General features: G+C 59.4%; 10 protein-coding genes and 1 pseudogene. 4 read left to right on the top strand and 7 right to left on the bottom strand.

The features are described 5' to 3' along the window. Positions 1 to 31 precede the first annotated feature (31 nt). Complete coding sequence (gene nth, locus FKG95_RS14435; RefSeq protein ID WP_142897060.1) at positions 32 to 751, bottom strand: endonuclease III; 720 nt, start codon at positions 749 to 751, stop codon at positions 32 to 34. A gap of 63 nt (positions 752 to 814) precedes the next feature. Between nth and FKG95_RS14430 the strand changes: the two genes are divergently transcribed. Both FKG95_RS14430 and FKG95_RS14425 read left to right on the top strand, forming a co-directional pair. Beyond that, the gene (locus tag FKG95_RS14430) at positions 815 to 1,342 is read left to right on the top strand and encodes a DUF2244 domain-containing protein (RefSeq protein WP_142897059.1); all 528 of its coding nucleotides are present in this window, start codon (positions 815 to 817) and stop codon (positions 1,340 to 1,342) included. A 44-nt stretch (positions 1,343 to 1,386) separates the two neighbouring features. Next, positions 1,387 to 1,605: pseudogene (locus FKG95_RS14425) on the top strand (c-type cytochrome); the annotation flags it as partial. A 9-nt stretch (positions 1,606 to 1,614) separates the two neighbouring features. Here the strand turns inward: FKG95_RS14425 and dapB are convergent. From dapB to dnaK, 3 genes are all read right to left on the bottom strand, one after another. After that, positions 1,615 to 2,427: a 4-hydroxy-tetrahydrodipicolinate reductase gene (gene dapB / locus FKG95_RS14420; RefSeq protein WP_142897057.1), complete on the bottom strand. Its 813-nt coding sequence runs from the start codon at positions 2,425 to 2,427 to the stop codon at positions 1,615 to 1,617. Between the two features lie 155 nt (positions 2,428 to 2,582). Beyond that, a complete protein-coding gene (dnaJ, locus tag FKG95_RS14415; protein WP_142897056.1) occupies positions 2,583 to 3,716 on the bottom strand; it encodes a molecular chaperone DnaJ in 1,134 nt (377 codons plus the stop codon). Positions 3,717 to 3,896: 180 nt separating this feature from the next. Then, complete coding sequence (dnaK, locus tag FKG95_RS14410; RefSeq protein ID WP_142897055.1) at positions 3,897 to 5,837, bottom strand: molecular chaperone DnaK; 1,941 nt, start codon at positions 5,835 to 5,837, stop codon at positions 3,897 to 3,899. 253 nt (positions 5,838 to 6,090) lie between these two features. On the opposite strand from dnaK, the gene FKG95_RS14405 reads away from it, so the two are divergent. Continuing rightward, positions 6,091 to 6,387 carry a hypothetical protein gene (locus FKG95_RS14405; RefSeq protein WP_142897054.1) on the top strand — a complete coding sequence of 99 codons (297 nt, stop codon included), beginning with the start codon at positions 6,091 to 6,093 and terminating at the stop codon, positions 6,385 to 6,387. A 2-nt stretch (positions 6,388 to 6,389) separates the two neighbouring features. Here FKG95_RS14405 and FKG95_RS29680 read toward each other — a convergent pair whose 3' ends face one another. Then, positions 6,390 to 10,100: an autotransporter outer membrane beta-barrel domain-containing protein gene (locus tag FKG95_RS29680; protein WP_179954098.1), complete on the bottom strand. Its 3,711-nt coding sequence runs from the start codon at positions 10,098 to 10,100 to the stop codon at positions 6,390 to 6,392. A 523-nt stretch (positions 10,101 to 10,623) separates the two neighbouring features. Here FKG95_RS29680 and FKG95_RS14380 point away from each other — a divergent pair. Beyond that, positions 10,624 to 11,271, top strand: coding sequence for an alpha-ketoglutarate-dependent dioxygenase AlkB (locus tag FKG95_RS14380; RefSeq protein ID WP_142897053.1), 648 nt, complete (start codon positions 10,624 to 10,626; stop codon positions 11,269 to 11,271). Between the two features lie 32 nt (positions 11,272 to 11,303). On the opposite strand, the gene grpE is transcribed toward FKG95_RS14380, so the two are convergent. Together grpE and hrcA are read right to left on the bottom strand one after the other, a co-directional pair. Next, positions 11,304 to 12,017: a nucleotide exchange factor GrpE gene (gene grpE, locus FKG95_RS14375; RefSeq protein ID WP_142897052.1), complete on the bottom strand. Its 714-nt coding sequence runs from the start codon at positions 12,015 to 12,017 to the stop codon at positions 11,304 to 11,306. Positions 12,018 to 12,062: 45 nt separating this feature from the next. After that, complete coding sequence (hrcA, locus tag FKG95_RS14370; RefSeq protein WP_246116781.1) at positions 12,063 to 13,151, bottom strand: heat-inducible transcriptional repressor HrcA; 1,089 nt, start codon at positions 13,149 to 13,151, stop codon at positions 12,063 to 12,065. Positions 13,152 to 13,224: the final 73 nt, after the last annotated feature.

Below are 13,224 nucleotides of genomic sequence, written 5' to 3'. Positions count from 1 at the left end.
TTCGATACTCTGATTTCTATACACCGTGAGCTCAGACAGCGCGCTTACGGGGTTTCGCGGCGGGCTTTGCGGTCTTCTTCTTGGCAGCTCTGGGCTTTGAAGCCGGTTTCGGAGCTTCCAGGGTCGTCTTGGCCTTGTAGGCGCAGAGATCCAGGACCAGACAACTCGGGCATTCCGGTTTGCGGGCTTTGCAGACATACCGCCCATGCAGAATCAGCCAGTGATGGGCATGCAGCTTCTTGTCGGCCGGAACCGCCTTATCAAGCTTCCGCTCGACCTCCAGCGGCGTCTTGCCCAGTGCCAGACCGGTCCGGTTCGAGACCCGGAACAGGTGTGTGTCCACGGCAATGGTCGGTTGGCCGAAGGCGAGATTGACGACGACGTTCGCTGTTTTACGGCCGACCCCCGGCAGCTTTTCAAGTTCATCGCGGTCATCGGGAACCAAGCTGCCGTAGTTTTCGACCAGCAGCTTCGACAGCGCCATGACGTTCTTGGCCTTGGAATTGAAGAGGCCGATGGTTTTGATATGCGACTTCAGTTTCGCCTCACCCAGAGCCAGCATTTTCTCCGGGGTGTCGGCCACCTTGAAGAGCTCTTTGGTGGCTTTGTTGACCCCGACATCCGTTGCCTGCGCCGAGAGCACGACAGCGACCAGCATGGTATAGACATTGACATAATCCAGCTCGCCCTTGGGCTCGGGCAGGGCAGCCGCCAAGCGGTCGAAGAATTCAATTCTGTCGGCTTTTTTCATGGCGCGGATCAAACTTTCAGAGAAACTATCGAAGAATTCAGGTTTTCGTATTATGCTCTCTCCATGACTGCTGTCGAGACACAAGCGCCGCACACTGTAAGAAGCGGAGAGCCGCTTCTGCTTGATGCCTGCCTGAGGCCCAACCGGAGCCTCAGTCCGCGTGGTTTCGTGATTCTGATGAGCGCTGTCTGCGCGATCAGCTTCGTCGGCGGACTGGCCTTCTTTCTGGCCGGCGCCTGGCCGGTTGTCGGCTTCATGGGACTAGACGTACTGCTGATTTATTTTGCGTTCCGCATCAACTACCGGGATGGGCGCAACTACGAGACGCTGTGCATGTCGCCGGATGATCTGGAAGTTACCAAGGTGAATTACCACGGCAAAGCAAAGCGCTGGCACTTTCAGCCGGCCTGGCTGCAGGTTCACATCGACAACCCGGTGGAACATGATTCGGCGCTGACTTTGCGCTCGCACGGAAAAAGCCTCGTGATCGGGAGCTTTCTGGCCCCCGAAGAGCGCGCGGAAGTCGCCAATGTCGTGTCGGAAGCCCTTATGAAAGCGCGACAGGCGAACATCTCACCCGCCCAGATATAGATAAAAACACCTGCGCTTAATCAGATGTTGAAAGCGGTTGCCGCGTCTGCCACGGCATCGACGGGCTGAGGAAAATGCCCGACGTGCCCAATCTGGCGGGCGAGGGGGCGATCTATATCACGAAGCAGCTCAAGGCGTTTCGGTCAGGCGAGCGAACCCACCAGCAGATGTCGATCATCGCTCAGGGTCTCAGCGACGAAGACATCGCAAATCTCGCGGCTTACTATGCCGCCATCAAGGTCACCGTGGAAATTCCCGAGTAGCGGGATGCCCTATTTGGAGAGACCCAAAACGTCTTTCATGGAATAGACACCGGCGGGACGGCCGTTCAGCCACTGCGCCGCCGTGATCGCGCCTCGCGAGAAGACCTCACGATTTGAGGCCTTATGGCTGAGGATCACCCGTTCACCATCCGCCGCAAAGATGACCGAATGCTCACCGGACACATCACCGCCGCGCAGCGTCGCAAAGCCGATGTCCCCGCGCTTACGGGCGCCGACAATGCCGTCACGCACTTTATCGGCAACGGCCTCCAGATCAACTCCACGGCCAGCCGCAGCCGCCTTGCCGAGCGCAAGAGCCGTCCCCGAGGGCGAATCGACCTTATGTCGATGGTGCATCTCCAGGACCTCGATATCGTAGTCTTCGTCCAGAGCAGCCGCGACCTGTTCGACGACTTCGAGCAGAAGATTGACCCCGAGGCTCATGTTAGCGGCGATCAGGATCGGTGCCTTGTTGCCGGCCGCCTCAATCATTGCAATTTGATCCCCAGTCAGACCGGTCGTGCCGATGAGAAGCGCGGTCCCGCTCTCAGCCGCCATATCCGCGTGGGCTACGCTTGCGGCAGGCACGGTAAAATCAATCACCACATCGGATGCTGTGAAGAGGGCAGACGCATCCTCCGCGGCCAAGATTCCAATAGGGCCGAGACCTGCCAGTTCCCCGAGATCCTTGCCGAAAGACGGGCTTCCTGCGGGTTCCGTGCCGCCGACGACAGCGCAGCCGGCGCGGTCGTGCGTCGCCGCAATCAGCATGCGGCCCATCCGGCCCGCACAGCCGAGTATTCCGATTTTACAGTCGCCCATCTGCCCCGCTCTCATTTCTTCTTTGAGGGGTTGGTCCGGATCATTCCGAAACGAAGAATCGCGTCACCAGCCCGCAGTGCGGGTTTAGCACGCCGGATAGAACTTGCCCAGATTGGGATCCCTGTCCGCCGCCCGCGAGAGCGCCGCGCCACAGGCTATTCGGTGAGATCTTCCCAGAACTCCTTCACCCGGCTAAAGAAACCGTGGGATTCAGGATTGGTTTTGTGGTTCTCGCCTTCTTCCGCGAATTCCCGCAGCAGTTCCTGCTGGCGTTTGGTCAGGCTGACCGGCGTTTCCACTGAAACCTCAACATACATGTCGCCGGTCGCGCTGGAGCGCAGCACCGTCATGCCCTTGCCCTTGAGGCGGAAACGCTGGTTTGCCTGGGTTCCGGCCGGCACGGAGACCTTGGCACGGCCGCCGTCGATGACAGGCACCTCGACGGATCCCCCCAAAGCGGCGGTCGTCATGGGGATTGGAACACGGCAGTAGATGTTCGCACCGTCCCGCTGGAAGATGCGATGCGGCATGATCGAGAGAAAGATGTAGAGATCACCGGGTGATGCGCCGCGCATGCCGGCCTCGCCCTCGCCGGCAAGACGGATTCTCGTTCCGTCCTCAACACCGGGAGGCACATTGACCTGCAGGGTCTTTTCCTTGTCCACCCGGCCAAGGCCACCGCAGGGACGGCAGGGTTTCTCGATGACCTGGCCCACACCCTGACAACTCGGGCACGCGCGCTCGATGGTGAAAAAGCCCTGCTGCGCCCGGACACGTCCGCGGCCCGCACAGGTGGAGCAGGAAACCGGCGACGATCCCTTTTCAGCCCCGCTGCCGTCGCAGACGTCGCAAGGAACCGAGGTCGGCACCTGAATTTGTGTCGTCTTGCCGCTGTAAGCGTCTTCGAGCGAGATCTCCATATTGAAGCGGAGATCAGAGCCGCGTGCCGCGTCGCCACCGCGCCGGCCGCCCATTGCGCCGAACATTTCATCGAAGATGTCGGCGAAACCACTGCCGAAATTGAAGTCGAAACCACCCGCGCCACGACCGCCGCCGCCACCGCCGTCAAAGGCAGCATGGCCATAGCGGTCATAAGCGTTTCGGCTATCCTCGTCTTTCAGGATGCCGTAAGCCTCGTTGATGGTTTTGAATTGCTGTTCCGCTTCCGCATCACCTGGATTGCGGTCCGGGTGATACTTCATTGCGAGCTTCCGGTACGCGGATTTCAGATCCGCGGCGCTGGCATCGCGCGTTACCCCCAGCGTTTCGTAATAGTCCTGCTTTGACATCGATTACCCCAGGCCTTCGGCCCTTAGATCGGATCACAGCTAGACGAATCCCCTCCAGGGTTTCGTCAAACGACATGAATCCTCACTTGCCTTCGTCTCTTCCCCAGCCGCTGAAAGGGCTGTCGCGAGCGGCCTTATGACCTTTTCACGACAGCCCCCTCTCAATCAGCAGCCTAGACTTCAGGCGGTTTTGTCCTTCTTGTCGTCGTCGACTTCCTCGAAGTCGGCATCGACAACCTGGTCATCGTCCGCAGCCTGTCCGCCGGCTTGCGCGCCATCGCCCGCATCGCCATCGGCACCACCGGCCGCAGCTTCATCATTGCTCTGGTACAGGGCTTCGCCCAGCTTCATGGAAGCTTGAGCCAGAGCTTCGGTCTTGGCCTTGATGTCATCAAGATCCTCGCCTTCGACCGCAGTCTTCAGGGCCGTCACAGCCTCGTCGATCGCGTTCTTGTCGGCATCGCCGATCTTGTCGCCAGCCTCACCGAGCGTCTTCTCCGTGGTGTGGATCAGGGATTCAGCCTGATTTTTGGCTTCGACCATCTCACGGCGCTGGCGGTCGCTCTCGGCATTAGCCTCAGCATCCTTGACCATGCGATCGATGTCGTCATCGCTCAGACCACCCGAAGCTTCGATGCGGATCTGCTGTTCCTTGCCGGTCGCCTTGTCCTTGGCGCTGACATTGACGATACCGTTCGCGTCGATGTCAAAGGTGACCTCGATCTGAGGCACGCCGCGCGGCGCGTTGGGGATACCGACCAGATCAAACTGACCAAGCACCTTGTTGTCAGCAGCCATCTCGCGTTCACCCTGGAACACGCGGATAGTGACAGCAGTCTGGTTGTCTTCAGCCGTCGAGAAGGTCTGGCTTTTCTTGGTCGGGATCGTCGTGTTGCGGTCGATCAGCTTGGTCATGACACCGCCCAGGGTTTCGATGCCCAGGGACAGAGGCGTCACGTCGAGCAGCAGAACGTCTTTGACATCACCCTGCAGCACACCGGCCTGGATGGCTGCGCCCGAAGCCACAACCTCATCCGGGTTCACACCACGGTGCGGATCCTTGCCGAAGAAGCTTTTGACGGTCTCATAGACCTTGGGCATGCGGGTCATGCCGCCGACCATGATGATATCGTCGATTTCACCCGGCGAGACACCGGCGTCCTTCAGAGCCGCCTTGACAGGGCCCATGGTCCGCTGCACCAGATCATCGACCAGGGCTTCGAGCTTCGCCCGGGTCAGCTTGATGTTCAGATGCTTGGGACCGCTCGCGTCAGCCGTGATGAAGGGCAGGTTGACTTCGGTCTGAGTCGAGGAGGAAAGCTCGATCTTGGCTTTCTCGGCGCCCTCTTTCAGACGCTGCAGCGCAAGCTTGTCGGCGCGCAGATCGATGCCCTGTTCCTTTTTGAACTCCTCGGCAAGGTACTCGATGATCTTGGCATCGAAGTCTTCACCGCCCAGGAAGGTATCGCCGTTGGTCGACTTGACCTCGAAGACCCCGTCGCCGATCTCCAGAACCGAGATATCAAAGGTACCGCCGCCAAGGTCATAGACTGCGATCGTGCCGGAGCCACGCTTCTCCAGGCCGTAGGCCAAAGCTGCCGCGGTCGGCTCGTTGATGATGCGCAGGACCTCGAGACCGGCGATTTTACCGGCGTCCTTGGTGGCCTGGCGTTGCGAATCGTTGAAATAGGCCGGCACCGTGATCACGGCCTGGGTCACTGTCTCGCCCAGGAAAGTCTCGGCGGTTTCTTTCATTTTCTGAAGGATAAAGGCGGAAACCTGCGACGGACTGTAGTTCTCGCCCTGTGCTTCAACCCAGGCGTCGCCACCGTCGGACTTAACGATCTTATAAGGAACGAGATCGATGTCCTTCTTGGTCGTCGGATCGTCAAAACGCCGTCCGATCAAACGCTTAATGGCAAAAAGAGTGTTTTCCGGGTTGGTAACAGACTGGCGTTTCGCCGGCAGTCCGACGAGCCGTTCGCCGGATTCAGCGAAGGCAACCATGGAGGGGGTTGTCCGTCCACCTTCCGAATTTTCAATGACCTTCGCGTCCTTACCGTCCATGACGGCGACACAGGAATTGGTCGTCCCGAGGTCGATTCCGATAACTTTGCTCATGTGCTCCTCACGCGTAGCAAACTCTTGGGTGGCCTTATTCAGCAAGCACCACCGCTTGGTCCCGTTAGGTGAAGTTAAATAACCGTAATGCTTAGCGGGTTATATAAGCAGAGACTCACGGCCTGCAAGGCGCGAGGCGCTTTTTCATCCCAACGATTTCTCGAGTGTCGGCGCTAATTTGGCTAGTCTTGCCGTCATGTCAAGCACAGCGGTATACCTGCGCTAACACCTCCGGGCAGAGAAAGGCTCTTTCGTGCAGGATAATTCGCAACCCGAACCACCCCGACGGGACAACTCGGCCTCGCGCCACGCGCAAGCGGAGCCCAAGGACGCCATCTTCACCAGCATCATGTGGATCATGATCGCCAATGTGCTGGTCGGAGCCGTGCTGGCGATCGCTGCCGAGACCATGCATCTGCCGCCGGCCGTGGGACAGGTCGGTCTGGGCCTAGTCCTCGTGTGCGGCGGGATCTATTTCTTCTTTCGCTGGTTTCAACGCAAGGAAGCCCGGCGCAGGCTGGAGCAAAACGGCGGCAGCGATCCGGAATAGTCTTAGAATCGATATTGCAAACCCAGCTGAACGCCGTGAACGGTCAGGTCCTCTTCGAAGTGCCCTTCGTAACGCGCTGAAATCGATAGCTGGTCATCTGCCTGGTAGGACGCACCGAAGCTTGGCGATATGCCTGCGTCAAAATCATCGTCTCCGGCAATTTCAAAGGTGCCGTCACCGGCAAAACCTGACCGTATGGCACGATCATCGGTCGGCAGATTTGCAACGAGCGCAAAGTCGGCATCCAATGTGAGTCTGCTCTCGGGAAAAACGACGTCGTGAGCGATCTTCACCCCAAGTTCACCGAAAAACTCGCCCGTCATGGCATCTTCGACGCAGAGATTTAGAGACCCTGCACCTGTCTCGCAGTAGGACTCCTGCCAGCTGCTCACATAGCCAAGTCCGCCATAGCCGGCGTAGGAATGGTCCGATAATTGCTGTCTCAACTCACCCCGCAGCTTGATGCCCAAGGACCTTACGTCCACGTCTGCATCCGCTTGGCGGTCGATGCCCGTGAATGCAATGTTGCGTTGCATCTCAAGATGGGTTGCATCTCCCCATAGGGATAGATCAAGCGCGACATCGGGCTCCGGTGTCCAGCCCACAAACATACCGCCTGCGAGGGTTTCGCCGTCGGTCGTCCCGCGATCCCGGTCGAACTCGGCTTCACTCCGGCCAAGCGCAAGAACGGCCCCGACCTCCCATTCCTGAGAGAGCCGGCGATCAACACCCGTCGCGAGGCCATAAATCTGATAGTCGTATCCCAAAAACCGGCTCTCGGTCTCCTTCTGACCGGTCTCGCCGATCAACTGGGTCCAGAATGTGTAAGGAAGGCCATCGTACTCAAACAGGGAAGCACTCTCTTCGCTTAAATGTGCAACAGCCAGCACCTCATCCTTCAAGCTCTTGGGTGGCTGCCAGTTCCAGTTTGTCTGGTCCGGCAAGGAGTCCCAACGGGAGGGCAGGGGCGCCGATCCGCTGCTCCGGTTCACGACGTCAGGCGCCGCGCGCAGGCGACGCAAACGTGCCTCCATCAAACCCGTCATCAAACGATGATAAGCCCCTTTCATTTCGGGGATTGCATCGACAGTCTGCGGCGACAAAGCGTTCAACGCATCGTTCAGTTCGCCTATGGGGAGGAGCTCAAGAGCGGAAAGAGCCTTCGCACGATCTCCTCTCGCGTCGCGACGCAAAGGTTCGATATAGTCTGCTACCGGACCACTGGGCCAGTCGTCCGCAATCTGCCCGATTGAGGCCCCGGTCAGCTCCATGAACACCTGATCTGCCGTGATTGTGACTTGGACCTGCACACCAGCCAGACGCGTGCTCTGCGCGATATCCGCCGCAGAAAAACTGCCCGTCACAGCACCGGCATCGATCACTAGATATCTGTGATTCTTGGTATAAGCTCCCACTTGAGGCAGCATGCGCAGCGTACCATCCAGTGTCGCCGTGCCGGCCACGACGATCTTATCCGCATTGCCCGCCGCATCGAACTCGATCTCAAGCACACTCCCATTTCTCAAAATCAAATTACCGTTCACCGTCATGGTCCCGATTCCGTTCCCCGGCGCCAGCTCGCCGCGATTATCGATGCGACCAAGGCTGCCTGTACCTTCCAACCTGGCATTCGGAGTGACCGTTGTGTCCGACACAATTGCCCCGTTCACGACCAAAACACCCGAAACCACCGTTGTAGGGCCGCTGTAGGTGTTCAGCCCACTCAGGGTAAGCGTACCGGTACCTCTCTTGCGCAAGGCGCCGGTGCCTGAGATGACGCCGGCAAATTCAGTGCTGCTGTTGTCGGCGCCCACCTCAAGCGCACCGTTGAGCAGGATATTGCCGTTACCGCCTCCACCACCGGCCAGGGATCCGATCCTCTCGACGCCGCCGGTTACGGTAAGATCACCGCCGGCAAGGATCACTGCCGAGGTATCACCAAGGCCCGAGCCGCTGACCGATAATGCGCCACCCTCAATCCGCACAGGTCCGCGATGGGAGTTGTTGTTTCCGGTCAGAGTCACCGTCCCGGTCCCGGTCTTTACGACCCCACCGTCGCCGCTCAGATCACCGGCATAGACGCCATCGAAATCCTGACTGATGTAAACCAGGCCCGCCGTCGTGATATCGCCGGCGAGGTTGCTTGTATTGCCCCGAAGGCTGCCTGCGGCCACAGACCAACCACCTGTCGTGAGGGCAGTCGGCGATGATACCACCAGCTCGCCTGCGCCTGTTTTCGCCAACTGGCCGCTATATCCACTCTGCAGCAGATCGGCATCTGCGCCTGAGAGCGTACGGACGTTACCGTTCGCGACGTCAAAGCCAACGGCGGCGTAGTCTCCCAACCCGGCGGAGGCATCGATCGCGTAGACCTTGGCGCCGGCGGCCCCTCCAGCCGCGCCGTCATCGCCATCTTCCGCCGTAGACCCCGAACTGCCGCCCACACCGCCAGCTACACGATTGGCCCCCGACCCGCCAAAAGTGACACCTTCACCAAGGATCAGGGTGCCGCCATTTTGTACAAAGACCGCACCGCCGGCGCCGGCACCGCCACCACCGCCGCCACCGCTTGCAAGAGCCGAGGTGTGTGCGCCCCCGTCGCCGCCCTGCCCACCGAGCAAGCCGCCTGTACCACCGTCAGAGTTGCCTGGAGAAGCGTCACCGTAGGTCAGCACCGAACCGCCACCGCCACCGCCAGCTCCAAATCCCCCCATACCACCAGCACCTCCCGAGTGGGAGCCTGGCGAATTCTCGATGTTTGTTCCACCACCACCGCCGCCGCCGCCGAACCCGCCATGTCCGCCACGATCAGCGCCTGATACCGGGGAATTGGGACCAGCGGCTCCGCTCCCCCCGCCGCCGCCGCCCAAAGCGCCGCCATCACCTCCGTGCGCACCCACGGAATTTGTATTTATAGCGCCGCTCCCGCCACCGCCGCCCATATCCGTGCCGGCACCTCCCGCGGTGCCACTGTCCTGCGCTGAACCGCTGCCGCCGTGGCCGCTATCTCCTGCACCACCGAGCCCACTGGTCCCGCCCGATTGAGCATTGTTGCCTCCGCCACCACCACCGGCGCCATGGCTGTTGACGACAGACGTCACATCGCCGCCATCTGCGCCGAACCCCCCGCCGCCGCCTTTTCCTCCATCTTTGTTTGCAGCAGAGCCAGACCCGCCGTTTCCGCCATTCAACCCACCCCCGCCGGCGCCGCCGCTGAAAAACCCTCCGGTCAACGCGGCATCACCACCTTTACCGCCCTGAGCCGAGTTGCCGCTAAGATCAACGTCTCTCAAGGTCACACTGGCACCCGCGGCGACAAAAACACCGCCGCCTGCGCCGAGTGCACCACCTCCCGCACCAGCCCCGGCACCGTCGTCGCCGCCATCACCACCCTTGGCCAAACCATTAGAAATATTGAAGTTCTGCATGGTGACATTGCCACCAACCACGGTGAAAAGCCGGGAGGTTCCGGTCCCATCGACCGTACGGGATCCGCCGCTGCCGCGGATGGTGATCGTAGCGCCATTACGGTCGATCACAGGAAGGTCCTGGTTGGAGAGAGTGATATCGCCCGTAATCTCGATGGTGTCACAGGTTCCGGCGTTGACCTGACCGATCGCCGCAGCCAGGGAGGCACCATCAATGGCCGGCGCGCAGTTTCCGGCATGGACAGCTTCAAGCGGTAAAACGGCCGCAGCCAGAAAACCGAACAAAGCAGATACACCAAAAGGAGCCTTGAACGCCGATAACGATATATGGCGACGATAAAAAGAGGTCATCGCAAACCCGAGCCGATATCACACGAGGGTTGCGTCCTTGCATTCCGGATCGAGTCCGAAAAATTGTTTTTATATATACAAGATGCTTACCCTAGGGTGTATTTCGATCGGATATCATTAATTTTTCGTATAAATATATTTGTTTTAGCCTCATTATTTTCATAATTATTAGTATTTATATTATTTATCAAATATAATACTAATATAAATAGTGCAATTTAGATTTTTTTATTTTAATTCGAAAATACCTTAGGAATGACCAGAGACCTGATGCCTCAGAAAATCAAATTTTGAAGACCAACCTGATGGATCCTGTGCAGAACGCATAAGTAACTCAAAAAGAGCCGGGCCAGCTCTCGAAGAATTTGACTGTAAGCCTAAAATGAAAAGGATCGTCTTCTCGGTGATTTAACATCCGAGGCAATCAAAAAAACGCCTCCGCAAACAAGGATACGCAATGGAGACACCCAGAGGCTTCAGGATCATACCGGAATACCTCTCGCCGGCGGCGCAGGCCGCACTGGTCGAGACGCTCCGAGGCATCGTCGCGCAAGCCCCCTTTTTTCGTCCGGTGATGCCTGGGAACGGGCGGCCTTTTTCCGTCGAAATGACCAACGCCGGGCCGTTGGGCTGGGTGTCGGACCGGGCGGGCTACCGCTACCAGCCCATGCATCCGGTGACGGGCGAGGCCTGGCCGGCTATTCCGGACAGCATTCTGGACGCCTGGGGCGATCTGACGGGATATCCATCGCCGCCCGAGTGTTGCCTGATCAACCTGTACCGGGGAGAAAAAGCCAAAATGGGGTTGCATCGTGACGCGGACGAAGAGGACTTCGATGCGCCGGTTCTCTCTTTTTCGCTCGGCGATACTGCAACATTCCGGCTCGGCGGCGCCACGCGCCGCGGGCCCACCAAAGCTGTCACCCTCCACTCCGGGACGGCGTTGATCCTGGGCGGAGACTCCCGGATGGCCTACCATGGTATCTCGAAGGTCATGCCGGGGACGAGCCGGCTGCTCACGGGCGGAGGCCGGCTTAATCTGACCCTGCGCCGTGTGACAAAGCCGGTGCCAGGAATAGAGAGCCCGCGAAAAGCCGTTCCGTAACCGGAATAACTTGCCGCGGGCAGATCACGTGATTACGCGGTCGTGTCGACGTTGTCGCCGGGCGCAGGGGCAGCCTCGCTGGCTGCCGCAGGGCCGCCGACAGCCACACCGACACGCGCAGGCCGGACCAGCCGGTCGTGCAGCCGGTAGCCGGGCTGCATAACCTGCACCACGGTGCCGGCAGGGCTAGTCGGATCGGGCACCTCGAACAGAGCCTCGTGGGAATGGGGATCCAGCTTCTCGCCCAAAGCAGCAACCTGCTTGATGTTGTGACGCTCGAAGACCGTAAGGATTTCCTTGTCGGTCATCTGCACACCGGTCAGCAGGTTCTTGAGCTGACTATCGTCTTCGATGGCTTCGGCGGGCACGGATTCGATGGCCCGTTTCAGGTTGTCGGTCACCTCTACTAGGTCCTTCACCAGTCCCATGGCAGCGTACTTGATCGTGTCCTCACGCTCGCGGCGGGTCCGCTGGCGCAGATTCTCGGTTTCCGCGAGGGCGCGTAAGAGCTGATCTTTCAGGTTCGAAACCTCAGCTTCCAGCGCCGCGATGCGCTCGGCATCGCCGGCCCCGGTCGCTGCAGCTGCCGCGTCGTTTGCTGCGGCATGCGCTTCTTCGGCGGCATGGGCGGCGGCGGCTTCGGCAAAGGCCTCCTGACTGGGAATTTCCGGCCCTTTTTCGGATACAACCGCATCAGCCTCAGCCTGCGCGGCAGCGGCGGAATTCTGTTTATCTTGATCTGACATTCTTGCCAGTCGCTCCTTTCTGAACACTCAATCAGGCCGGTGGATTTAGCCCACCAAACGGCCGATCACCTTGGCCGTGTAATCGACCATGGGAATAATGCGGGCGTAATTGATCCGGGTTGGACCAATCACACCGATGGCACCGACGATCTTATTCTGGCTGTTGCCGTAAGGGGCAATCACGACCGAGCAGCCAGCCAAACCGAAAAGATCGTTCTCGGCACCAATGAAAATCTGCACGCCCTCGGCGCTATCGGTCAGCTCAAGAAGCCGGGCCAGCGCCTCCTTGGTTTCCAGCGCGTTGAAGAGCTTTCGAATATGCTCAAGATCCTCGAGCGCGGTAATATCCTCCAGAAGCTGGGCTTGTCCACGGACAATCAACGCGCCCTCGCCACCATTCTTACCCCAAGTGGCAAGACCGGACTCGACCACATTGGCCGTGAGTTCATCCAGCATAGCCCGCTGCGCCGCCAATTCCTTGACCACATCCGCCTTCGCCTCGGCCAATGTGCGCCCCACGAGCCGCGCGGAGAGATAATTTGTCGCTTCGACCAGCGATGCGGGCGGCAGGCCAATCGGGACATCGATGACGCGATTTTCGACCTGTCCGGAGGCCGTCACCAAGACCACCAGCGCACGCCCGGGTCCAAGGGAGACGAATTCGATGTGCTTGAGAGCCTCGGTGACCTTTGGCGCGACCACCAGCCCCGCACAGCGCGACAGGCCGGAGATCATTCCGGTTGCCTCTTCCAAGAGCTCCGGAACCGAGCGGCCCACAGCGGCGCACTGACTCTCGATCGCACCACGCTCGTCTTCGTTCAGATTGCCATGTTCAAGCAAACCGTCGACAAAAAGGCGCAAGCCCATCTCGGTCGGCAAGCGACCGGCCGAGGTGTGCGGCGCATAGAGCAGGCCCAGATCCTCAAGATCAGCCATGACATTGCGAATGGTCGCGGAAGAGAGATCCAGCCCGAGTTTCCGTGAGATCGTGCGCGAGCCAATGGGTGCGCCTGTGGAAACATAGGCGTCGACGATATGACGAAAAACCTCACGCGAGCGATCGCTGAGATCAGATATCTTTGGACTTTCCGTGACTTGTCGCTGCTTCATCATTCCATCCGGCGTCGAGTCCATGCTTGCTTGCACGGCTTTACGCACTTGCAATGTAGGTATGGGCCGCAAAAGCGTCAACGCGAGCCATAGCCCG

It is taken from the genome of Denitrobaculum tricleocarpae (assembly GCF_007004665.1).
GTDB classification, from domain to species: Bacteria; Pseudomonadota; Alphaproteobacteria; order Kiloniellales; family Kiloniellaceae; genus Denitrobaculum; species Denitrobaculum tricleocarpae.
The sequence above is the reverse complement of the archived record's forward strand: the minus strand, read 5'-3'. Positions and strand labels throughout refer to the sequence as shown.